The 18,494-nt window shown below is 66.8% G+C and carries 21 protein-coding genes; 13 read left to right on the top strand and 8 right to left on the bottom strand.

Translation table 11 applies throughout. The features are described from left to right. The first annotated feature begins 14 nt into the window (after positions 1-14). Positions 15-869 (top strand): uracil-DNA glycosylase, encoded by an 855-nt coding sequence (locus tag L338_RS14175; RefSeq protein ID WP_022699057.1) that lies wholly within the window; start codon positions 15-17, stop codon positions 867-869. A 4-nt stretch (positions 870-873) separates the two neighbouring features. On the opposite strand, the gene L338_RS14170 is transcribed toward L338_RS14175, so the two are convergent. The 4 genes from L338_RS14170 to L338_RS14155 are packed head-to-tail and all read right to left on the bottom strand — an operon-like array spanning position 874 to position 4,137. Further along, positions 874-1,530, bottom strand: coding sequence for a class I SAM-dependent methyltransferase (locus tag L338_RS14170; protein ID WP_022699056.1), 657 nt, complete (start codon positions 1,528-1,530; stop codon positions 874-876). Beyond that, positions 1,527-2,927: a DUF2254 domain-containing protein gene (locus L338_RS14165; protein WP_022699055.1), complete on the bottom strand. Its 1,401-nt coding sequence runs from the start codon at positions 2,925-2,927 to the stop codon at positions 1,527-1,529. The genes L338_RS14170 and L338_RS14165 overlap by 4 nt, the downstream gene beginning before the upstream one ends. Next, positions 2,924-3,475 (bottom strand): TIGR04282 family arsenosugar biosynthesis glycosyltransferase, encoded by a 552-nt coding sequence (locus L338_RS14160; RefSeq protein ID WP_022699054.1) that lies wholly within the window; start codon positions 3,473-3,475, stop codon positions 2,924-2,926. Before L338_RS14160 ends, L338_RS14165 begins: the two co-directional genes overlap by 4 nt. Continuing rightward, complete coding sequence (locus L338_RS14155) at positions 3,472-4,137, bottom strand: TIGR04283 family arsenosugar biosynthesis glycosyltransferase (protein ID WP_022699053.1); 666 nt, start codon at positions 4,135-4,137, stop codon at positions 3,472-3,474. The genes L338_RS14160 and L338_RS14155 overlap by 4 nt, the downstream gene beginning before the upstream one ends. 87 nt (positions 4,138-4,224) lie before the next feature. On the opposite strand from L338_RS14155, the gene L338_RS14150 reads away from it, so the two are divergent. Next, positions 4,225-4,860 (top strand): ribonuclease HII, encoded by a 636-nt coding sequence (locus tag L338_RS14150; RefSeq protein WP_051122806.1) that lies wholly within the window; start codon positions 4,225-4,227, stop codon positions 4,858-4,860. A 129-nt stretch (positions 4,861-4,989) separates the two neighbouring features. After that, positions 4,990-6,093 (top strand): site-specific DNA-methyltransferase, encoded by a 1,104-nt coding sequence (locus L338_RS14145; protein ID WP_022699051.1) that lies wholly within the window; start codon positions 4,990-4,992, stop codon positions 6,091-6,093. Here the strand turns inward: L338_RS14145 and L338_RS17445 are convergent. From L338_RS17445 to L338_RS14135, 3 genes are read right to left on the bottom strand one after another with little or no spacing between them, the layout of a single operon-like run. Continuing rightward, a complete protein-coding gene (locus L338_RS17445) occupies positions 6,090-6,236 on the bottom strand; it encodes a hypothetical protein (protein ID WP_022699050.1) in 147 nt (48 codons plus the stop codon). The two genes, L338_RS14145 and L338_RS17445, sit on opposite strands and share 4 nt — an antisense overlap. After that, positions 6,223-7,224 (bottom strand): cytochrome d ubiquinol oxidase subunit II, encoded by a 1,002-nt coding sequence (gene cydB, locus L338_RS14140; RefSeq protein ID WP_027068569.1) that lies wholly within the window; start codon positions 7,222-7,224, stop codon positions 6,223-6,225. The genes L338_RS17445 and cydB overlap by 14 nt, the downstream gene beginning before the upstream one ends. After that, positions 7,221-8,624 carry a cytochrome ubiquinol oxidase subunit I gene (locus L338_RS14135; RefSeq protein ID WP_022699048.1) on the bottom strand — a complete coding sequence of 468 codons (1,404 nt, stop codon included), beginning with the start codon at positions 8,622-8,624 and terminating at the stop codon, positions 7,221-7,223. Before L338_RS14135 ends, cydB begins: the two co-directional genes overlap by 4 nt. A gap of 160 nt (positions 8,625-8,784) precedes the next feature. Here L338_RS14135 and L338_RS14130 point away from each other — a divergent pair, with 160 nt between their 5' ends. Both L338_RS14130 and L338_RS14125 read left to right on the top strand, forming a co-directional pair. Continuing rightward, positions 8,785-9,453, top strand: a complete 669-nt coding sequence (locus L338_RS14130; protein ID WP_022699047.1) for a MarC family protein — start codon at positions 8,785-8,787, stop codon at positions 9,451-9,453. Between the two features lie 13 nt (positions 9,454-9,466). Continuing rightward, entirely contained in the window at positions 9,467-9,910 is a 444-nt protein-coding gene (locus L338_RS14125) for a RidA family protein (protein ID WP_022699046.1), read from the top strand. Here L338_RS14125 and mutY read toward each other — a convergent pair. Beyond that, the gene (mutY, locus tag L338_RS14120) at positions 9,907-10,974 is read right to left on the bottom strand and encodes an A/G-specific adenine glycosylase (RefSeq protein ID WP_022699045.1); all 1,068 of its coding nucleotides are present in this window, start codon (positions 10,972-10,974) and stop codon (positions 9,907-9,909) included. The two genes, L338_RS14125 and mutY, sit on opposite strands and share 4 nt — an antisense overlap. Positions 10,975-11,021: 47 nt before the next feature. On the opposite strand from mutY, the gene L338_RS14115 reads away from it, so the two are divergent. The 8 genes from L338_RS14115 (at position 11,022) to atpF (ending at position 18,459) form a co-directional block, all read left to right on the top strand. Further along, positions 11,022-11,570 (top strand): DUF721 domain-containing protein, encoded by a 549-nt coding sequence (locus tag L338_RS14115; protein WP_081639649.1) that lies wholly within the window; start codon positions 11,022-11,024, stop codon positions 11,568-11,570. A 61-nt stretch (positions 11,571-11,631) separates the two neighbouring features. Continuing rightward, complete coding sequence (locus L338_RS14110) at positions 11,632-12,345, top strand: DsbA family protein (RefSeq protein WP_022699043.1); 714 nt, start codon at positions 11,632-11,634, stop codon at positions 12,343-12,345. Between the two features lie 14 nt (positions 12,346-12,359). Then, the gene (gene smc / locus L338_RS14105; RefSeq protein WP_022699042.1) at positions 12,360-15,806 is read left to right on the top strand and encodes a chromosome segregation protein SMC; all 3,447 of its coding nucleotides are present in this window, start codon (positions 12,360-12,362) and stop codon (positions 15,804-15,806) included. 110 nt (positions 15,807-15,916) lie between these two features. Further along, a complete protein-coding gene (locus tag L338_RS14100) occupies positions 15,917-16,261 on the top strand; it encodes an AtpZ/AtpI family protein (RefSeq protein ID WP_022699041.1) in 345 nt (114 codons plus the stop codon). A 48-nt stretch (positions 16,262-16,309) separates the two neighbouring features. Continuing rightward, positions 16,310-17,062 (top strand): F0F1 ATP synthase subunit A, encoded by a 753-nt coding sequence (locus L338_RS14095; RefSeq protein WP_022699040.1) that lies wholly within the window; start codon positions 16,310-16,312, stop codon positions 17,060-17,062. A gap of 55 nt (positions 17,063-17,117) precedes the next feature. Next, positions 17,118-17,345, top strand: a complete 228-nt coding sequence (locus L338_RS14090) for a F0F1 ATP synthase subunit C (RefSeq protein WP_022699039.1) — start codon at positions 17,118-17,120, stop codon at positions 17,343-17,345. 64 nt (positions 17,346-17,409) lie between these two features. Continuing rightward, a complete protein-coding gene (locus L338_RS14085) occupies positions 17,410-17,940 on the top strand; it encodes a F0F1 ATP synthase subunit B (protein WP_022699038.1) in 531 nt (176 codons plus the stop codon). A 27-nt stretch (positions 17,941-17,967) separates the two neighbouring features. Further along, positions 17,968-18,459: a F0F1 ATP synthase subunit B gene (atpF, locus tag L338_RS14080; RefSeq protein ID WP_022699037.1), complete on the top strand. Its 492-nt coding sequence runs from the start codon at positions 17,968-17,970 to the stop codon at positions 18,457-18,459. Positions 18,460-18,494: the final 35 nt, after the last annotated feature.

Here is an 18,494-nt window from a genome sequence, read left to right as displayed (position 1 = left end):
GAGGGAGCTAGGGCGTGACAAAGCCCGAACCACAGGATGCGGCGATAAATGACGCCGCGCGCAGCCTGATCGAATGGTGGGCCGATGCGGGGGTTGACCCGGTCGCGCCGCCACCATCGGCGCGCGCCAGGTCCGCCGCTGCGCCGGAACGGCGGGAATCCCGCGCGCCGGGCGCGCCCGAAAAGCCCAGCGCGCCGCGTCCGCAGCGCGTGACAGCACCCTCTCCCTCACGCGCCGGCGCGCCGGAAGACGACGCCCCGCGCGACGCCCGCCGCCTGGCCGCCTCGGCCTCCACCATTGAGGAGCTGAAAACCGCCATTGAAGGGTTTGAGGGCTGCACCCTGAAAGCCACGGCGCAGAACACGGTTTTCGCGCGCGGATCCATGAAATCGGGCGTGATGATCATCGGCGAGGCGCCGGGCTTCGACGAGGACCGGCAGGGCCTGCCGTTTGTTGGACGTTCGGGCCAGTTGCTGGACAGGATATTCGCTTCCATCGGGCTGGACCGCGAGGACATCTATGTCACCAACATGCTGTTCTGGCGACCGCCGAAAAACCGCGACCCGTCGCAATCGGACCTCGCCGCCTGCATGGCGTTCGTGGAGCGGCATATCGCGCTGGCGCAGCCCAGGATACTCGTTCTGGCTGGCAAAACCTCGGCGCAGGCCATCCTGAATTCCAGCGAGGGCATCATGCGGATGCGCGGCAAGTGGGGGGCCTACACCCCCGCCGCCGGCGATGAATCGCAGGCCCAGACCATCCCCGCCCTGCCCATTTTCCACCCCGCCTTCCTGCTGCGAAAACCCGACTTCAAACGCCAGACCTGGCGCGATTTGCTGAGCCTGCAGAAGCGGCTGGAGGAGGGTTAGGCCCTCATATTGAGGCGGCGAAGATGATGGAGAGCGGAGCCCCCGTTTCGTCCTTTGGCTCAATCGTCTCCGTAAGCTCGAAACCGGCCTCATCGAGGACAGCCTGCCAGCCCTCCATGGTCCGCAGATAGAGCGGCATGTCCGTCCAGCCTTCGCCGGCGAAGCGGTCCCATTTTTCGGTGCGCCAGCCGTCTCCCTGAGGGTCGAGCAGGGACGGGTGGAGCGTCTGGATAAGGAGGCGGCCCTGCGGCGTCAGCGCCTGCGCGATAGCGCGGAGGACGGGCGTCAGATCTTCGTCGAACAGAGCGAAATTGGCGATAACCAGATTGTACGGGCCGCCGAGCCGGGCCGGATCCGCCGCGGCGTCTTCATAGGCGAGGGCGCGGTAATCATTCTCCGGATCCTCCGCCTGCGCCGCCTTGATCAATGCAGCCGACGTATCGATTCCCGTGACTCGCGCGCCCGTCTTCTCCGTCAGGGCGCGGGCCAGCCAGCCCTCCCCGCAACCAAGATCAAGCACGCGATCCGGCGCCAGGGCCGCGGCGGCCTTGAGGATGGCGGGGCTTGTGACCGCGCGGCTGGGCAAGCGGCCCTCCCGCGCAACATCGATCCAGCGCGCGGCGTTGGCGTCCCAGCTTTCGCGGATCGTCTTGCCGCTCATCCCCGTCCGCTCAGCCAGCGATGCTCTGCCACGGCGTCATCGAAGCCGGACGGGGTCTCCAGAAGGCTGACCGCCACCGCGTAGCGCTCCGCCACGGCGGCGGCGGACCGGGCGTCCAGCGATTCCGTGGCGCCGTCATTCAGAGCGCCGGCGTGGCGGGCGAGGGTTTCGCGGTCGGCGCGCGCGGGCGTCACCTCGGACGCGGCGGCCAGCAAGGCCATCATGTGCAGGGCGGCGTTGCGGTCCGACTGCACATAGGGGCGCAGTTGACCCCAGGCGACTTCGCAGAATTCCTCGAAATCGGGGGTGGAGAGAATGACGCGCAGATCGCCGTCATCGTCCAGACGCCGTTCGGAAACGGCGCGTCGCTGCGCCAGTTCGCCCAGCGCGTTGGCCAGCCAGTCCATGCAGGATATTGCCGTGAACGGATCATTGATGCCGGGCGACAGGGCGCGCCCGGCTATCTCCACCAGTTCGTTCGCCAGAAAGATCGGGTCCTGCCCCTGCGTGCGCTTGCGGCCAAAGGAGAAGGCGCTGCGGATGGACGACTCCATATCCTCGTCCAGCGCCTCGGCGGGCCAGACGCGGACCAGCGCATGGCCGGGCGTGACGAAATCGCCGGGGCGGAAGCGCAGCTCTATCACCGCATCCCGGGCGCGGGCGGTCTCTATCAGCGAGGAGACGGAGAGAAACTGAAGATAGCCGGCGGATTTCGCGGCCAGCCGCGCCGGAGCGTCCGGCGGATCAAAAGGCGCATCATCCATGGGGAGGATTGCGTCCTTTTCCTCCCGCGCCGGATAAAAATCGGCGATCTTGTTCTTCAGCTCGCGCCCCACGCCGGCGGTGACATTGGAGGCGTGGACCGAGTCCGGGATGTGATGGATGAAATAGATCAGCACCGCGACGCTGAGCAGGACGAACCCGATCGCCAGAAGAATGGAGAAATGCGGCACGAAGCCGGTAAACAGCTCCGCCCCTTCCGGCAAATCGCCGACCGGCTCGTCCGCGCTGCGCACGGTGCGCAGGACCATCAGGCAATAGATAAAGGTGGCGATGAAAGCGCCCAGCGTGACCTGGTTTCCGGTGTCGCGCATGAAATTGGTCAAAAGGCGCGGACCGAATTGCGACGTCGCATAGACTACCGCGGCGATGGTGATGGAAAACGTCACCCCCGCCACGCCGATCATTGACCCGGCGATGGTGGAAAGGAAGGCCCGCGCGCCCTCCGGCTTGTTGGCGTAGACCCAGCCGAACCCCTCCACCCAGTCCTGACCGATCATCTGGTCGAAAGCGGTGGAGGCGAAGGACAGGATGATTGCCGAAACGGTCATCACCGCGGGGATGAACCAGTAGCTGGAACGCAGATCGTCCCACCAGGCCAGAAGGCGTGTTTTCAAAGGTCCGTCCCGTCGTCGATGTCGCGCTTGGCGGCGAGCCTCATGATAGGGCGCGGCAGACGTTTCTCAAGATCATTCAAGGTGTTGGCGTGCGACCAGCGCACGCCGTCGAACAGGCCCGGCCGCGCGGGCCGCTTCAAGCCCAGCAACCAGTAGCCGCCATCGACCGCCGGTCCGGTCACCGCCTCGCGCCGCCTCAACGCGGCGAAGGCGGCGGCGATGTCGCGCGCAGTCACGTCCGGCGTGTCGGTTCCGATCACCACAGTCATGGGCGCATCGAAGGCCCGCGCCTGCCGCGCGCCCAGATCGCCTGGCCCTTGTGGGATGCGTGGCAGATCCTGCGGCCAGACCGGGTGACGGGCACTCAGGCTATCGTCGGGCAGCGCCAGCAGGGTTTGCCAGCGCGGATCGCGCGTATTTCTCAGGGTGCGGGCGACCATGGCGCGGTAGAGCCGCATCGCCCGGACCGGCCCAATATCGGCAGCCAGCCGCGTCTTGGCCCGCCCCATCGCCGGCGGCTTGGCGAAGATGACCAGACGGGGCCTCATCGCCTGTATTCCTCTGCAAGCGATTCCGGCGAGGCGCCCGCCAGATAGCGGGTCAGGAGGGTGAGATTGCGCAAGGAGCGCCTCAAATAACCGTCGCGCCGGAACGCCTCGGCGCTGGTTACCGCGCGGACCGGCAGGCGGGTCAGGCGCGTCCGGCCGATGCGGCGGACAAGGTCCACGTCCTCGAACAGCGGAAACGGGCGATAGCCGCCAAGGCTGTCATAGAAGCGACGCGAGACCAGCAGGCCCTGATCGCCATAGGGCAGGCCGAACCAATCCGTTCGGCGGTTCACGGACCAGGCAAGGCGTTTAGCGGCGGGGGAATCATCATCCAGCGCAAAAGTGAAAACGGCGGCGCGCTCCCGATTGGTGGGGTCGGCGGTGAAGGAATCCACGGCCCGCCGCCATTCCGGCGAGAGTCGCGTATCGGCGTGCAGGAAGAGAAGCCAGTCGCCGCGCGCCGCCGACGCCCCGGCGATGAGCTGCCGCCCGCGACCGGGCGGCGATGAAACGAGGCGCGCGCCCGCGCCCTCCGCCACCGAAACCGTCGCATCGCCGGACCCGCCATCGGCAAGAACGATCTCGTCCGCCCCGGTCACGCTTTCCAGCGTCGCGGGCAACGTGGCGGCGGCGTTGAGGGCGGGGATGACGGCGCTGAGCATCGTCTCAACCCTTACAGCCGCGCCGCCCCGCGTGCGAGGCCTGCTTGCCGATTGGCGCTGAATCGCGGCAGGTTGGGATTAGGAACGATGCCCGATTTTCTGTACGAAAGACGATGCGCGAAAACGCCGGTCTGCGGCGTGGACGAAGCCGGGCGCGGCCCGCTGGCCGGGCCGGTGGTGGCCGCCGCCGTCTTTTTCCCGGACCGCAAGCGCCGCCCGCGCGGGCTGAACGACTCCAAGGTTCTGAGCCATGAGCAACGCGAGACGCTCTATGCCCGCATCCGTGAGAGCGCCGTGGTGGGCGTCGGCATGTGCGACCATCGGGAAATTGATCAGCTGAACATCTATCACGCCACAATGACGGCGATGGCGCGGGCGGTTTCCGCCCTGCCCGAGCGCGCCGCCTTCGCCCTGATCGACGGCAATGCGCGGCCCGCCATGCTGAGCTGCGCGTGCGAGACGATCATTGGCGGCGACGGCAAGTCCGTCTCCATCGCCGCGGCCTCCATCATCGCCAAGGTCACGCGCGACCGCATCATGATCGAGATGGACGCCGTCTATCCCGGCTACGGCTTCGCCAGCCACAAGGGCTATGGCTGCCCGTCCCACAAGGCGGCGCTGACCAAGCTGGGCCCCACGCCGATTCACCGGCGCAGCTTCGCGCCCGTGCGGATTGCAGAAGAAGGTCAGCAGGCCGCTTTCGCCTTTGGCAAAGCGATCTGAGTCCCCCTCGCCGCCCCGTTAAAACCGGTTAACCACGTTCCTTAGCCCCTCGCTAACCGTGAGCGCACGAATCTGGACGCTTCCGATTCGACGGGCTTGAATAGAGCAAGAAACAAAGGGGCGTGGGCCATGGCGGATTTGCCGCTCGACGAGATTTACGAAGGCGACTGCGTGGAATTCATGAAGACGCTGCCGGACGGCAGCGTCGATCTGGTGTTCGCGGACCCCCCCTATAATCTCCAGCTTGGCGGCGAACTGCACCGCCCGGACAATTCCCGCGTGGACGGCGTGGAAGCGGCCTGGGACCAAGTCGGCGGGTTCGACGAATATGACCTGTTCACCTGGCGCTGGCTGGACGAGGCGCGGCGCGTTCTGAAGGACGATGGCGCGATCTGGGTGATCGGCAGCTATCACAACATCTTCCGCGTCGGCGGCATTTTGCAGGACGCCGGGTTCTGGATGCTGAACGACATCATCTGGCGCAAATCCAACCCGATGCCCAATTTCCGCGGCACGCGCTTCACCAATGCGCATGAGACGCTGATCTGGGCGGCCAAGCACAAGGATTCCAAGCCGACCTTCAATTATTCGGCGATGAAGATGCTCAATGACGGCGTGCAGATGCGCTCCGACTGGACGCTGCCGATCTGCACGGGCGGCGAGCGCCTGAAGAAGGATGACGGCGAAAAGACCCACCCGACGCAGAAGCCGGAATCGCTGCTGCACCGGGTGATCCTGTCCACCACCAATCCGGGCGACGTGATCCTGGACCCGTTCTTCGGCACCGGCACCACCGGGGCGGTCGCCAAGAAGCTGGGCCGCCGCTTCATGGGCGTGGACGCCGATCACGATTACTGCATCGCCGCGCGCGAACGGATCGACAAGGTTGTCGGCGCCGCGCCGGAGGATCTGGAAGTCACCGAATCCGCCCGCGCCCTGCCGCGCGTGCCGTTCGGCACGATTATCGAGCGCGGCCTGCTTTCGGCGGGCGACAAGCTGCATAGCCCGGATGGCCGCCACGTGGCGCGCATCCGCGCCGACGGCTCCATCGTTACCGGGGACGCGCGGGGCTCTATCCATCAGGTGGGGGCGCATGTTCTGAAGGCCCCGGCCTGCAATGGCTGGACGTTCTGGCATGTGCGCACGGACGGCGGCCTGATCCCGCTGGACGTGCTGCGCCGTCAGGTGCGCGAAGCGGGCGGGATCAGCGGGTCGCCGAGCCGGCCGAACTAGAGCCCGACCACCATCCCCATAATCAGTTTCAGGCCGTAGGCGCCGCCGACCACCACCGCGAAGCCGGCGATCCACAGCCCGACGAACCACAGCGCCTTGCGCGCCGGGCCGCCCGGCGTTTCTTCGGGATCAGTGGTAGCCATGATCGGGGTCCACCTTTCCGCGGAAGGTCCAGTAGGCGAACGCGGTATAGGCCAGGATGATCGGCAGCATGATCAGCGCGCCGACCAGCATGAAGACCAGGCTGGCGTCATAGTTCGCGGCTTCCCGATAGGTGATGTCCGGCGGGATCAGATAGGGATAGAGGCTGGCCGCCAGCCCGGCGAAACCGGTGGCGAACAGGACTAGGGTCCACAGGAAGGGCGTGACCTCCTTCCCCTTCCGCGCGGTGTAGAGGAAGGCCAGACCGGCGATCGCGCTGCCCGCCGGGATGATCCAGAACCACCAGCCATCCTGCGCCGTGAGCCAGCGCAGACGCACCGTTTCCTGCTGGTAGAGCGTGCCGAAACTGACCAGCGCCAGCAGGCCGATGGCGATAACCCCGATGGGGATGCGCCAGCGATTCATGCGGTCATGCAGTTCGCCGTCCGTCTTGATCACCATCCAGCCCGCGCCCAGCATCGCGTACCCCGCCGTCAGGGCGAGGCCGCAGAGGATTGTGAACGGCGTCAGCCAGTCGAACCAGCCGCCGGCATAGACATTGTCCTGAACCTCCACGCCCTGCACGAAGGCGCCGACCATGATGCCCTGCGTGAAGGCCGCCATGGTGGAGCCGCCGAAAAAGGCCCAGCTCCAGTAATGCTTCCACCGCTCCGTCTTGAAGCGGAACTCGAACGCCACCCCGCGCAGCACCAGCGCCAGAAGCATGGCGATGATCGGCGCGTAAAAGCCCGTCAGAAGCACCGAGTAGGCCAGCGGAAAGGCCGCGAACAGGCCGCCTCCCCCCAGAACCAGCCATGTCTCGTTGCCGTCCCAGACCGGCGCGACCGTGTTCATCATCGTGTCGCGCTCGCGCGTATCCTTGCCGGTGAGGAACAGGATCCCGACGCCCAGATCGAACCCGTCCAGCACGACATAGGCCAGCAGGGCGATGCAGATCAGTCCGGCCCAGATTGTTGGAAGGTCCATCATTCCCTGCCTCCATCTTCCTGCGCCGGGCCGGGATTGACGCCCGCGGTGCGGATCGGGCCCTTCTCCAGCGTGCGGTCATCCTCAATCTCGGGCGTGCGGCCCATCAGGCGGATCAGATAAAAAGTCCCGGCGCCGAAAACGATCATGTAGATCGCGACAAAAGCGATCAGGCTGATCCCGACGCCGGGCGCGCCGACGGGCGAGGCGGCGTCCGCCGTGCGCATAAGTCCGTAAACCACCCAGGGCTGGCGGCCCGTTTCCGTGACGAACCAGCCGGCGAGGATGGCGATAAAACCGAGCGGGGCCATGCCCACGGCCCAGCGGTGCAGCCAGCCGGAATCATAGAGCCTGCCGCGGAAAAGCTGCAGCGCGGAGACCGCGCCGAACAGGATCATCAGCATGCCGATCCCGACCATCACGCGGAAGCTCCAGAAGGTCAGCGCCACATAGGGCCAATCTTCCTTCGGGAAGGCATCCAGCCCGGTCACCTCCGCATTCAGATCATGCTCCAGGATCAGGCTTCCCAGCTTGGGAATGCCGATCTCCGCATGGACCTTTTCCGCTTCCCGGTCCGGCAGGCCGAACAGGATCAGGGGCGCGCCCTCCCTGGACTCGAAATGGCCCTCCATCGCGGCGACCTTGGCCGGCTGATGCTCCTTGGTGTTCAGGCCATGCAGATCGCCGACCACCAGCTGCAGCGGCGCGACCACCATCGCCATCAGGGCCGCCATGGTGAACATCACCCGCGCGCCGCGATTGGCGCGGTCCTTCAGGAGGTGCCACGCGCCCACCCCGCCGACCACGAAGGCGGTCGTCAGATAGGCGGCCAGCGTCATGTGCGCGAAGCGGTAGGGGAAGGACGGATTGAAGATGACGCCCATCCAAGTGTCCGGCGTGAAGCGCCCCGTGCCCGGTTCGATATTGTAGGCGACCGGCGTCTGCATCCAGCTATTGGCCGACAGGATCCAGAAGGCGGAAATCAGCGTGCCGATGGCGACCATCAACGTGGCTGCGAAATGCAGTTTCGGTCCCACGCGCTTCAGCCCGAACAGCATGATGCCCAGGAAGCCCGCCTCCAGGAAAAACGCGGTCAGGACTTCATAGGCCAGCAAGGGGCCGAGGATCGGCGCGGTGCGCTCTGCGAACGGCCCCCAATTGGTGCCGAACTGATAGCTCATCACGATGCCGGAAACGACGCCCATGGCGAACGCCACGGCGAAGATGGGCAGCCAGAACTTGAAGACGCGCAGATAAACGTCGCGCTTGGTGTACAGCCACAGGCCTTCCAGCACGGCCAGATAGCTGGCCAGCCCGATGGTGAAGGCCGGAAAGATGATGTGGAACGATATCGTGAACGCGAACTGTATTCGCGCCAGAATGACCGGATCGGATAAATCCATCGTTCAACTCTCCAAAAACCGCGGCCGCCGTTTCCGCCATTGTGATTGCCTGACCGGCGGAAGGCAAAGCGGCGTTTGCGCGCGCGGCGTTTCGCCGCTGACCTGTTTGCCCGCAATTTCGGGGCTTCCCCCGGCGCGCGCAAAGCGTTAGAGCCGCGCCATGCTTGAACTCTTCATCGTCTCCTTCGTCACGTTTTTCGTGGTGATCGACCCGCTTGGGGTCGCGCCGGTTTTCGCCAGCCTGACCGAGGGCGCGCCGAAACGCTGGGCGCGCACCATGGCGGTGAAATCCATCATCATCTCCGCCATCATCCTGTTCGGCTTCGCGGCCATCGGCGATTTCGTGCTGGACGCCCTGCATGTGGGGCTGGACGCTTTCCGGCTGGCCGGCGGGGTGCTGCTGTTCCTGATCGCGCTGGACATGATTTTTGAAAAGCGCAGCGAGCGGCGCGAGGAACGCGCCGAAACGGTGAAGGAGGAATGGGAAGAGGACGGCGAGGCGCATCCGGGCGAGATCGAGCACCGGGAGGATATCTCCGTCTTCCCTATGGCGCTGCCCATGCTGGCCGGTCCGGGCTCCATCGCCACCGTGCTGCTCTATATGTCAGACGAGAAGCTGTCGCTGGCGGAAAAGGGCGTGACGCTGGGCGCCATGGCGGCGACGCTGGCGCTCTCACTGATCCTGTTCCTGGCCGCCGGCGCGATCCTGCGTCTGACCGGCCCGTCCGCCGCCAGCGCGATCACCCGCGTTCTGGGCGTGATACTGGCGGCGCTCGCCGCCCAGCTTATGCTGGACTCGCTGGTCAACACGTTCGGCCAGCTGGCTTAACGGAGACGCCGACATGACATCGCTGCTGATTGCCCTCGCCGCTCTGACACTCAGCGCAGGCGCTGATCCTCTGCATCACCCCAGTCCGGACCCGGCGCTGGCCGATTACCCGTTCTCCGAAAGCGTCGAGGCGGGCGGATTTCTCTATCTGTCCGGCATGATCGGCACGATCCCGGGCGAAGCCAGCCTTGCGGAAGGCGGCATGGCCGCCGAGGCCCGCCAGACCATGGATAATATCGGCGCGGCGCTGGACCGCCGCGGCCTCGGTTTCGGCGATGTCGTTAAATGCACCGTCTTTCTGGACGACATGGCCGAATGGCCCGCCTTCAACGAAGTCTATGCGAGCTATTTCGAGGCCGGCGCCTATCCCGCGCGCAGCGCGCTGGGGGCCGATGGGCTGGCGCTGGGCGCGGCGGTCGAGGTGGAATGCATCGCCTGGGCGGGCGGACAGGACTAGGACGCCGCCAGTTTCCACACCTTGCGCCCGACACTCGGCAGGCCGCTTTCCGGCAAATCCTCCAGCTTCACGAACCGTTCTTCCGCATCCGGCGTAAAACCGGCGGGGGCGGCCGCGCGCCAGATTTCCAGCCCCAGAGAAAAATGCGTGAAGACGTGCCGGGCCTCCGCCCCGATATCTTCCCATTCGGCGGCGGCGGGCGCGTGGCCCAGCGCCTCGCCTTCGCTCCATGCCTCTTCGCGCCATGGCGTTGAGGGCGGCAGCCACATGCCGCCCAGCAGGCCTTCGTCCGGCTGACGGCGCAGCAGCACCGCGCCGTCCCGCTGCATCCAGAACGCCACGCCCTGACGGTGGGGCTTTTTCTTCTTGGGCGCGCGTTTGGGATAAGCGGCGGGGTCGCCCTGCGCGAAGGCCGCGCAATTGTCCCGCCACGGGCACAGCGCGCAGGCGGGAGATTTCGGGGTGCATACCGTCGCGCCCAGATCCATCAAGGCCTGCGCAAAATCGCCCGGCCGGTCATCGGCGGCGAAGCGCGCGGCCAGCGCCCTTATCTCCGGCTTGGCGGCAGGCAGCGGCGTTTCCAGGGCAAATATCCGCGCCATCACCCGCTCCACATTGCCGTCCACGGGAACGTGGGGGAGGTCAAACGCAATGGCGCCGATGGCGGCAGAGGTATAGTCGCCCACCCCCGGCAGCGCCTTCAGCCCTTCGACCGTTTCCGGAAATCCGCCCTGCGCCGCCAGCGCCTGCGCGCATTTGTGCAGGTTTCGGGCGCGGGCGTAGTAGCCCAGCCCCGCCCAGGCGGCCAGCACGTCATCGCGGTCGGCGGCGGCGAGAGCCTCCACGCGCGGCCAGCGTTCGGTGAATTTGGCAAAGTAGGGCGCGGCGTGCGGCACGGTGGTCTGCTGCAGCATGATTTCCGACAGCCAGACGCGATAGGGGTCGGTCCGGCTCCCCGATCCCGGCGGGGCGCGCCAGGGCAGGCTGCGGGCATGGCGGTCATACCAGGCCAGAAGCGCCGCGCGCATGGCCGGCGGGCCTTCATTTCCCTGTGGATCGTTCATGCCTTCCCCTCTGGACCGCCGCGGCGCGAAAAGCGAGGCTTGCGGCCATGGCTCCCATGCGTCCGCCCCGTCTCGATTCCCGCACCGCCTTGCAGCGCCTGAATAGCGCGCGCGGACGTGCGGCGATCAAGCCGGCGCCGCAGGCCGGGCGCGCCGTGGCCGCCGTCCTGCGGCCGCTGGCGAAGAAATATGGGCCGGGTCTGACTGAAATCACGGAACACTGGAACGAGATTGCGGGCGAGCGTCTCTCGAAGCTGGCGCGGCCGGTGAAACTGACGCGCGGACGCAAGGGCGGCACCCTGACCCTGCGCACGCGCGGGCCCGCCGCCACGCTGCTGCAGGCGGAGACGCCGCGCCTGATCGAGCGGGCGAACCTTTATTGCGGCGAAGGCGCGATTGCCCGCATCGCCTTCCAGCAAGGGCCGCTGAGCTTCAAGCCGGCCATGACCCCGAAAAAGGCCCCGCCCGTCCGCCGCGGCCTGACGCCCAGCGAGACGCAATCGCTGGAAAACTCGCTGCACGGGATCGAGTCCGAACGCCTTCGCGCGGCGCTGCAACGGCTCGGCCGGGCGGTGCTTTCGCGCAGCGCCCCATGAGCCGAGCTTGCCAGACTCAAGAGAATCGGCGGATTTATTAAGGATTGAGCGGAGATTTGACGTGAACACAGCCACCAGACGCAGCCTTCTGACCGCGGCCATCGCCGCGCCGGCCCTCCTCCTCGCCGCGTGCGGGGGCGGAGACGGCGCCAGCGCCGACGGCCCGCTGGCCGAGAACCAGCGCGCGGACGACATCATCCTGGGCGACGCCGACGCGCCCGTGCTTCTGATCGAATACGCCTCGGTCACCTGCCCGCACTGCGCGGCCTTCCACGAGACGACGTGGCCGGAGGTGAAGGAGAAATATGTCGATACCGGGCTGGTGAAATACACGTTCCGCGAACTGCCCACCCCGCCCGTGCCGCTGGCCATGGCCGGCTTCCTGGTCGCGCGCTGCGCGCCGGACAGCCAGTATTACGACGTGCTGGACACGCTGTTTGAACGGCAGGAGCAGATCGTCCGCTCGCAGGAGCCGCGCGAGGAGCTTCTGAATATCGCCCGCGCCGCCGGGATCGATGAAGAGGAATTCGACGCCTGCATCCGGGACGAGGAACAGATCAACCGCATCAACGATGTCGTCGACGAGGCCTCCGCCAAGTTCAATGTGAGCTCCACCCCCACCTTCATCATCGACGGCGAGACCTATGCCGGCGCGCGGGCGCTCAGCTTCTTTGACGAGAAGTTCGCGCCGCTGCTGGGCGACCAGGCCCCGCCGCCGTCTGAAGAAGACGCGGGCGAAGACGGCGAAGACGCCGCGACGCCGGCGGAAGGATAAGGCGCGACCAGGCTGTGAAATTCCGCCAGCTCCGCATTGCAGGCTTCAAGTCCTTCGTCGATCCGGTGGATATCCGGATCGAACCGGGGCTGACCGGCGTTGTGGGGCCGAACGGCTGCGGCAAGTCCAACCTGTTCGAATCCGTGCGCTGGGTGATGGGGGCGACCTCCGCCAAGGCGCTGCGCGGGGCGGGGATGGAGGACGTGATCTTCGCCGGCACGGGCCGCCGCCCGGCCCGCAACCACGCCGAAGTCACGCTGGTCATCGAGAATGACGAGGGCAAGGCCCCCGCGCCCTTCGAACACGCCCAGGAGCTGGAAATCAGCCGCCGCATCACGCGCGGCGGCGGGTCCGCCTACCGCATCAACGGCAAGGAGATGCGGGCCAAGGACGTGCAGCTTCTGTTCGCCGACGCGTCCACCGGGGCCAATTCCCCGGCGCTGGTGCGGCAGGGGCAGGTCTCCGAACTGGTCTCCGCCAAGCCGCAGAACCGCCGCCGCGTGCTGGAGGAAGCCGCGGGCATTGCCGGCCTGCACGCCCGCCGTCACGAGGCGGAGCTGAAGCTTCGCGCCGCCGAGGCCAATCTGGACCGGCTGGACGAGGAGCTGGGGCGGCTGGAAGGCGAACTGGCCAAGCTCAAGCGCCAGTCCCGTCAGGCTTCCCGCTATCGCCGGCTGGGCGCGGAGATCCGCCGCCTCGAAGCGCTGATCCAGCACCTGAAATGGACCGCCGCCGAGCGCGGACTTCAAGAGGCTGACGCGGACCTTCGCCGCATCGCCGCCGAAGTGAACGAAACCTCGGAGGAAGCGGCTTCCGCCCGGGCGCAGGCCAGCACGTCCGAAACGGCCCTGCCCGAAGCCCGTCAGGCCGACGCCGAAGCCTCCGCCGTTCTGCGTCATGTGCAGATCAAGCGCGACGCCATCGACCGCGACGCCCGCGAAGCGCGCGCCGAGCTGGAGCGGATCGAAGCGCGCATCAATGAAATGACCGCCAGCCGCCAGCGCGAGGAGGACATCGCCGCCGACGCAAAACAGGCGCTGGAGCGTCTGGACGCCGAAGCCGCGGAGCTGGCCGCCGGAGCGGAGAACGAGGCGAAGCGCCTGCAGACGGCGAAAGCCGCGCATGAGGACGCCGCCGCGAAACGCGACGAGGCGGAAGCGCGCCTGTCCGACCTGACATCACAGGCCGCCGCCGCGCGCGCCCGCGAACAGGCGGCCCGCCGCCACGCCGAACAACTGGATCAGCGTGTCCGCCGTCTCGCCGCCGAGCGCGACCAGACCCGCAAATCGCTGGCCGAACTGGACGATCCCGACAGCGCCGACCAGCTGGACATGTTCCGCGCCCATCTGAACAAGGCGCAGGGCGCGGCCGAGGCCGCGCGCGAGGCGCTGGAGCGCGCCGAACAGAACGCCGAGGAAGCCGCCCAATCCGAACGCGACTCTCAGCGCGCCTTCAACGAGGCCCGCGAAAACGCCGGCGCGCTGGAGGCCGAGGCCCGGGGCCTGGAACGCGCTCTGCAAAGCGAAGACAGCCGGGACTGGGAGCCCGCCCTGGCCCGCGTCCGCGCCGAGGCCGGCTATGAACACGCCCTCGCCGCCGCGCTGGGCGATGACCTGAACGCGGCCGTGGGCGGCGAAGCGGCGCGGCAATGGGCCGGCGCGGCAAAGCCCGACTCCGCCCTGCCCGCCGGCGCCAAGCCGCTATCGGATTTCGTCGAGGCGCCGCCGGAACTCGCCGCGCGCCTGTCACAGGTTGGCGTCGCGGAGGCCGGCGCGGCCGCCGCGCTGGTCAATGACCTGAAGCCGGGACAGCGCCTGGTCAGCCCCGATGGCGGACTGTGGCGCTGGGACGGCTATCGCAGCGCCGCCGGCACGCCGTCGGCCGCCGCCGCGCGGCTGGAACAGCGCACGCGCCTGAAACAGCTGGCCGCCGAGCGCGAGGCCGCCGAGGCCGCCCTGACCGCGGCGCGCGAGGCGCGGGACGGCGCGGTCAATCACAATCGCGTCGCCGTGGAGGCGCTGCGCGCCGCCCGCCGCGACATGGCGGAAACCGACCGCAAGGTTGGCGAGAACCGTAAGGCGCTCGACCGCGAAGCCGGGGCGCAGGCCGAAACCGAACGCAAGCGCGCGGCGCTGGAAGACCGCCTGACCCGGCTGGCCGACGAAGCGGATAATCTCGATAGCGAGCTGGAAACCGCGCAGGCCGCGCTGGCCGAAACCGCCAGCGACGATATTGACGAGTCTGAGATCGAGGCCGCGCGCGAGGAAACGAACGCGCTGCGCAACGCCGCCGCCGAGGCCCGCGCCGCTTACGATTCCCTGCGGGGCGAGGCGCAACGCCGCGAATCCCGCCTGCAATCGATCAAGAGCGACCGCGAGCAATGGAGCCGCCGCGGCGAGAACGCCGGCCGGCGCATAGACGAACTGGCCGGGCTGCTGGAAGAGGCGCAAAACGCCCGCTCCGCCGCCAAGGACCAGCCCCACGAAATCGAAGAGCGCGCCCAGGGCCTGCAGGGCGAGTTGAAGGAAGCGGAAGAGCGCGCGGCGAAAGCCGCCGATGCTCTGGCCGAGGCGGAAGCCGCCGCCCAGACCGCCGCCCGCGCCGCGCGCGAAGCCGAAAACCGCCACGCCGCGCTGCGCGAACAGAGCGCGGCGGCGCAACAGAAACGAGCCGGCGCGGAAGAGCGCCTTGAGGAGCGCCGCGCCGAGATCGAGAAGAATCTGGAATGCGCCCCGGCGGACCTGCCCGAACGGGCGGGCGAGCTGATGGAGGCGAACCTCACCGCCGATCAGGCGGAGAGCCAGCTGGAAAAGGCCAAGCGCGGCCGCGAATCCATTGGCGAGGTCAATCTGCGTTCCGACATCGAATCGCAGGAAATCGAGGAACGCCGCGGTTCGCTGGAGACCGACCGCGAGGATCTGGTCGCCGCCATCTCCAAGCTGCGGGGCGGCGTCGAGAAGCTGAACGAGGAAGGCCGTAACCGGCTGCTGGAAGCGTTCGAGGTCATCAACGGCCATTTCCAGAGCCTCTTCCAGACCCTGTTCGAGGGCGGCGAAGCGCATCTGGAGCTGACCGAGAGCGAGGATCCGCTGGAAGCCGGCCTGGAAATCTTCGCCTCGCCCCCGGGCAAGCGGCTGGCCGCGCTGTCCCTGATGTCGGGCGGCGAGCAGGCCCTGACCGCCACGGCGCTGATTTTCGCGGTGTTCCTGTCCAACCCGGCGCCGCTCTGCGTGCTGGACGAGGTGGACGCGCCGCTGGACGACGCCAATGTCGGCCGTTTCTGCGATATGCTGGACGAAATGACCCGCCGGACCCAGACGCGCTTCCTGATTATTACCCATAATGCGGTGACGATGGCGCGGGCCGATCGCCTGTTCGGCGTGACCATGGCCGAGCAGGGCGTGTCCCAGATTGTCTCCGTCGATCTCGCGCGCGCTGAACAGCTGGCGGCGGCGGAGTAATTTTACCTTTTAAAACAGGATGATAACACGCGGCGCCCCTTTCTTGACTTCATGCAAGGGCGTGGGTAGTTTCCGCGGCGTCCGGCTGGGATGCTGGACGGTCAAAGACCATGTCTGACCCGAACAAGCCAAAGCGCGACGCCTCAATCAGCGAACTCGACGAATTCGAACAACGGCTCCAAGCGCGCCGCGCCACGCATCAGGCGCAAAACGCGAAACGGGAGCCGAGCGAGGCGGAACGCGGCGGACTGGCCGCAGGGCTCCGTTACGGCGGAGAGTTTGCGGCGGGCGTGCTGATCGGCGCGGGTTTGGGTTTCCTGGTCGATCTGGCCACTGGCGCGCCGCCCTGGGGGCTGTTTATCGGCGCCATGCTTGGATTTGCCGCGGGCGTGAGAAACGTCGTGCGCGCGGCGCAGGATTTGAACGCCAAGGGCTCGCCGCCCGACGGCGCGTAAGGAATTAAGGCCGGATCAGGCGAGGTCCGGCGCGAGGAGGCCTCGGGCGTGGCAAAAGATCCGACGCATCAGTTTCAGATCCAGACCATTGGCGAACCGATTCTGGTTGGCCCGCTGGACCTGACATTCACCAATTCCAGCCTCTTTATGGTGCTGGCCAGCGCCGCGATCATCCTGCTGCTGATGGTCTCCACCTCGCGCCGCGCGCTGGTCCCCGGCCGCATGCAGTCCATGGCGGAGATTTCCTACGAATTCGTGGCGGACATGATCCGCTCCACCGCCGGCTCTGACGGTCTGCGCTTCTTCCCGTTCGTGTTCACCCTGTTCGGCTTCATTCTGATGGCCAACATGCTGGGCATGTTCCCGTATTTCTTCACCACGACCGCCCAGATCGTGGTGACGTCCGCCCTGGCCCTTCTCGTTTTCTTCATCGTGATCGGCTACGGCGTGTTCAAGAACGGCTTCGGCTTCCTGCGGGTTTTCGTGCCCTCCGGCGTGCCGATCTATATTCTTCCCTTTGTCGTGCTGATCGAGGTGATCTCGTTCATTTCCCGCCCGGTCAGCCACTCGGTCCGTCTGTTTGCGAACATGCTGGCCGGACACATCCTTCTGAAGGTTTTCGCCGGTTTCGTGGCCTCCATGGCGGGCATCGGGCTGGTGGGCGTGCTTGGCGCGTCCCTGCCCCTGTTCATGACCGTGGCCCTGACCGCGCTTGAATTCCTTGTGGCTTTCCTGCAGGCCTACGTCTTCGCGATCCTGACCTGCATCTATCTCAACGACGCGCTGCACCCGGGACACTAAAACGGACAACGCGTTTTCTATTCGCCAACTTCCCCGATCGAAGAGGAGCATTCAAATGGAAGCGGAAGCGGCTAAATTCATCGGTGCGGGCCTGGCCTGCCTCGGCATGCTCGGCGCCGCCATTGGCGTCGGCAACATCTTCGGCAGCTTCTTGCAAGCCGCCATGCGCAACCCGTCGGCCGCGCCGGCGCAGTTCGGCAACCTGATCTTCGGCTTCGCCGTGACGGAAGCCCTGGGCATCTTCTCCCTGCTGATCGCCCTGCTGCTGCTGTTCGCGCTTTAATCCGTTTCCCGCGCGCCTGCTGAACGGGCGCGCGGGAGCCGTATTTTCTTGAAGGAGTGTGGCCATGGCCGCGCCTGAAACGCATGGGGCCACGGAGGCCCACGGCGTCTTTCCGCCGTTCGATCCGCAATATTTCGGCTCGCAGCTGTTCTGGCTGGTCGTCTCGTTCGGCCTGCTCTACCTCGTGCTGTCGCGCTTCCTGCTGCCGCGTCTTGGCCAGATCCTGGAAGAGCGCCGCGACAAGATCGCCGACGATCTGGACGAGGCGGGCCGCCTGAACGAAGAAGCCAAGGCGGCGGCCACGGCTTACGAGAACGCGCTGGCTGACGCCCGCGCCAAGGCGCACACCATCGCCGCCGACGCCAAGGCCAAGATTGACGCGGAAATCGCCGAAGAGACCGGCAAGGTCGAAGCGGAGATGGACGCCAAGCACGAAGAGGCCGAGTCCCGCATCCGCGAGGCGAAAGCCGAAGCGCTGGCCCATGTTCAGGAAATTGCCGGTTCGGCGACCTCGGCCATTGTCGAGAAACTGATCGGCAAGGCCCCGACGGACGCCGAAGCCCAGAAGGCCGTGAAAGCGGCCTCCCGGGGCTAGGGCGAAGGACGAGACGAGGAAACCGCTATGGCATTCATTTCTGATCCGGCCTTCATCGCGACTGTCGGGCTGATCCTGTTCTTTGTCGTCCTGTTCTATTTCAAGGTGCCGGGATCGCTGGGCTCGCGCCTTGATGACCGCGCCCAGAAGATCGCGGACGAGTTGGAAGACGCCCGCCGCATGCGGGAAGAGGCGCAGGAGCTTCTGGCCTCCTATCAGCGCCGTCAGCGCGAGGCCGAGACCGAGGCGGAGACCATCGTCTCCCAGGCCAAGAAGGAAGCCACGCGCATCCGCGAACAGGCCCGCAAGGACCTGGAGGACCGTCTGGAGCGCCGCGCGGTGATGGCCGAGGCCAAGATCGCCCAGGCCGAAAAACAGGCTGCCGCGGAAGTCCGCGCCGCCGCCGCCGATCAGGCGGTCGCGGCCGCCGAGGCCCTGATCCGCGACAAGCTGGACGAAAAGGGCCGCGACGCGATCCTGAAATCCAGCCTCTCCGATCTGGAAAAACGCCTTAACTAGCTTTTCCTGACCGTACATTTTTCAGGCTTTGAACG

Source organism: Euryhalocaulis caribicus, assembly GCF_000412185.1.
Classification (GTDB): Bacteria; Pseudomonadota; Alphaproteobacteria; order Caulobacterales; family Maricaulaceae; genus Euryhalocaulis; species Euryhalocaulis caribicus.
The sequence above is the reverse complement of the archived record's forward strand: the minus strand, read 5'-3'. Positions and strand labels throughout refer to the sequence as shown.

Excerpts from the sequence above, each read along its gene's own strand:
- L338_RS14170 (WP_022699056.1), bottom strand. The coding sequence starts at position 1,530 with ATGAGCGGCAAGACGATCCGCGAAAGCTGGGACGCCAACGCCGCGCGC.
- L338_RS14160 (WP_022699054.1), bottom strand. The coding sequence starts at position 3,475 with ATGAGGCCCCGTCTGGTCATCTTCGCCAAGCCGCCGGCGATGGGGCGG.
- L338_RS14155 (WP_022699053.1), bottom strand. The coding sequence starts at position 4,137 with ATGCTCAGCGCCGTCATCCCCGCCCTCAACGCCGCCGCCACGTTGCCC.
- L338_RS14150 (WP_051122806.1), top strand. The coding sequence starts at position 4,225 with ATGCCCGATTTTCTGTACGAAAGACGATGCGCGAAAACGCCGGTCTGC.
- L338_RS14145 (WP_022699051.1), top strand. The coding sequence starts at position 4,990 with ATGGCGGATTTGCCGCTCGACGAGATTTACGAAGGCGACTGCGTGGAA.
- L338_RS17445 (WP_022699050.1), bottom strand. The coding sequence starts at position 6,236 with ATGGCTACCACTGATCCCGAAGAAACGCCGGGCGGCCCGGCGCGCAAG.
- cydB (WP_027068569.1), bottom strand. The coding sequence starts at position 7,224 with ATGATGGACCTTCCAACAATCTGGGCCGGACTGATCTGCATCGCCCTG.
- L338_RS14135 (WP_022699048.1), bottom strand. The coding sequence starts at position 8,624 with ATGGATTTATCCGATCCGGTCATTCTGGCGCGAATACAGTTCGCGTTC.
- L338_RS14130 (WP_022699047.1), top strand. The coding sequence starts at position 8,785 with ATGCTTGAACTCTTCATCGTCTCCTTCGTCACGTTTTTCGTGGTGATC.
- L338_RS14125 (WP_022699046.1), top strand. The coding sequence starts at position 9,467 with ATGACATCGCTGCTGATTGCCCTCGCCGCTCTGACACTCAGCGCAGGC.
- mutY (WP_022699045.1), bottom strand. The coding sequence starts at position 10,974 with ATGAACGATCCACAGGGAAATGAAGGCCCGCCGGCCATGCGCGCGGCG.
- L338_RS14115 (WP_081639649.1), top strand. The coding sequence starts at position 11,022 with ATGGCTCCCATGCGTCCGCCCCGTCTCGATTCCCGCACCGCCTTGCAG.
- L338_RS14100 (WP_022699041.1), top strand. The coding sequence starts at position 15,917 with ATGTCTGACCCGAACAAGCCAAAGCGCGACGCCTCAATCAGCGAACTC.
- L338_RS14090 (WP_022699039.1), top strand. The coding sequence starts at position 17,118 with ATGGAAGCGGAAGCGGCTAAATTCATCGGTGCGGGCCTGGCCTGCCTC.
- L338_RS14085 (WP_022699038.1), top strand. The coding sequence starts at position 17,410 with ATGGCCGCGCCTGAAACGCATGGGGCCACGGAGGCCCACGGCGTCTTT.
- atpF (WP_022699037.1), top strand. The coding sequence starts at position 17,968 with ATGGCATTCATTTCTGATCCGGCCTTCATCGCGACTGTCGGGCTGATC.